Here is a 1,856-nt window from a genome sequence, read left to right as displayed (position 1 = left end):
GCGTGTTTAGCTCAGCTGGATAGAGCAACGCCCTTCTAAGGCGTGGGCCAGGAGTTCGAATCTCTTAACACGCACCATTAATGGTGAACGTAGTTCAGTTGGTAGAGCGCCAGTTTGTGGCACTGGTTGTCGTGGGTTCGAGTCCCATCGTTCACCCCATACGCTGGGATATCGCCAAGCGGTAAGGCACCGCACTTTGACTGCGGTATTCGTAGGTTCAAATCCTGCTATCCCAGCCAACTTGGTTTACTAGCTCAATCGGTAGAGCACTTGACTTTTAATCAAGGTGTACCGGGTTCGATTCCCGGGTAAGCCACCAATATATATGCAGATGTGGCGGAATTGGCAGACGCACTAGACTTAGGATCTAGCGCCATTGGCGTGGGGGTTCGACTCCCTTCATCTGCACCATATATATTATAAAAATAGAAATAAAATTTACGCGGAAGTGGCTCAATGGTAGAGCGTCACCTTGCCAAGGTGAATGTTGCGGGTTCGAGTCCCGTCTTTCGCTCCATAATATGCGGGTGTAGCTCAATGGTAGAGCCCTTGCCTTCCAAGCAAGTTACGTGAGTTCGATTCTCATCACCCGCTCCAATAGATTAAGACTAAGTAGAAATTACTTAGTCTTTTTCGTTGTATTTTAAATACCACAGGTTCAAACTGGCATTCTAAAGAGTTTCTAGAGGTAGGGGTATAAAAAAACTCCGTTGTGAATAATAGTAGGTTTACCGACCACCACTATAATACAAGGAGGTATCAAATATGGATAATAGTAGTTTAGCACATAGAAAATATAATTGTAAATATCCATAGTTTCCATACTAAAGTATAGAAGATAAATAATTTATGGATAAATAAAATTTGATGTATAAGAAATATTAAGAAGGTTAAGTGATTAGTTATAGATAATATCATATATAAAATTTGATTTTTAATATGTAGTAATAATAAGGCTATGAAAAGTACTTTTGTAATAAGAAATCTTTGGAGGGATTTAATAAAGGAGAATATAGATACTATTAAAAAGAGAAATATAGACCATTATATAGATGGATTTTGATTTGGGATTTAGTTATAAGAACTGACATTGACGACTGTAAAAGATATTTTAAGGTAATAGATTTAAATGATGATTTTTTTATTTTATAAAATCTCAGTGGTAAGTAATATCTGAAGTCATTTAAAATTAGGAAGAATAACTAATATAGAATATAGTATCTAAATAATAGTAAATTCTAATTATTAAGAATTGAAAATTAAAAATGAATAATTATTGATGTAATTCCGTAAGAATTACATCAATAATTATTTTCTTGTCAAAACTCCTCCGGGAGTTTTTTCATTAATTTTTCATTATTCATTGTGCGACAGCACATTGGTGCACCTAGAGGGGCTCGAACCCCCGACCACTGGATTCGAAGTCCAACGCTCTATCCAACTGAGCTATAGATGCATAAAAGATTTTAGATATATTATAATATTAAAGTGATTAATTTTCTACTTTATATATAAATAATTTGAAATTATTAGAAGATTACTTATAAAGTTAATATAAACTTATCCATGTGTATCAATATATATAAATTTAAGAAAAAGCTATAAATTTTAAGTAATATACATATAATTTAATATAAATAAAGTAGAAACATATTCATTAATTTTGAGCTGTGATAGAATAGTCAATGTTCTCGGAAACAACTTAAAAAATAACTTGAAAAACAAGTTAGAAAAAATAAAAAAAGTTGTTGACAAAATATCTTATAAGTAGTAAGATAATGAAGTCGCTTGAGAGCGACAGAGAAAATGGTCTTTGAAAATTGAACAGAATAAAGTTAAGTAAAATAAACCAGCAA

The 1,856-nt window shown here is 32.9% G+C and carries 8 tRNA genes; 7 read left to right on the top strand and 1 reads right to left on the bottom strand.

Annotated features, from left to right (window positions below):
* From E5347_RS16680 to E5347_RS16650, 7 genes are all read left to right on the top strand, one after another.
* Positions 1-77: transfer RNA gene (locus E5347_RS16680), tRNA-Arg, on the top strand.
* Between the two features lie 6 nt (positions 78-83).
* A tRNA-His gene (locus E5347_RS16675) sits at positions 84-159 on the top strand.
* 5 nt (positions 160-164) lie between these two features.
* Positions 165-239: transfer RNA gene (locus tag E5347_RS16670), tRNA-Gln, on the top strand.
* A 4-nt stretch (positions 240-243) separates the two neighbouring features.
* Positions 244-319, top strand: a tRNA-Lys gene (locus tag E5347_RS16665).
* 8 nt (positions 320-327) lie between these two features.
* Positions 328-411, top strand: a tRNA-Leu gene (locus tag E5347_RS16660).
* A gap of 31 nt (positions 412-442) precedes the next feature.
* Positions 443-517, top strand: a tRNA-Gly gene (locus tag E5347_RS16655).
* A gap of 6 nt (positions 518-523) precedes the next feature.
* Positions 524-597 (top strand) — tRNA-Gly (locus tag E5347_RS16650).
* A 782-nt stretch (positions 598-1,379) separates the two neighbouring features.
* Here the strand turns inward: E5347_RS16650 and E5347_RS16645 are convergent.
* Positions 1,380-1,456: transfer RNA gene (locus tag E5347_RS16645), tRNA-Arg, on the bottom strand.
* Between the last annotated feature and the right edge of the window lie 400 nt (positions 1,457-1,856).

The sequence above is a fragment of the Clostridium sartagoforme genome (assembly GCF_004794105.1).
GTDB classification, from domain to species: Bacteria; Bacillota; Clostridia; order Clostridiales; family Clostridiaceae; genus Clostridium; species Clostridium sartagoforme_B.
This window is presented reverse-complemented; position numbering and strand designations above follow the sequence as displayed.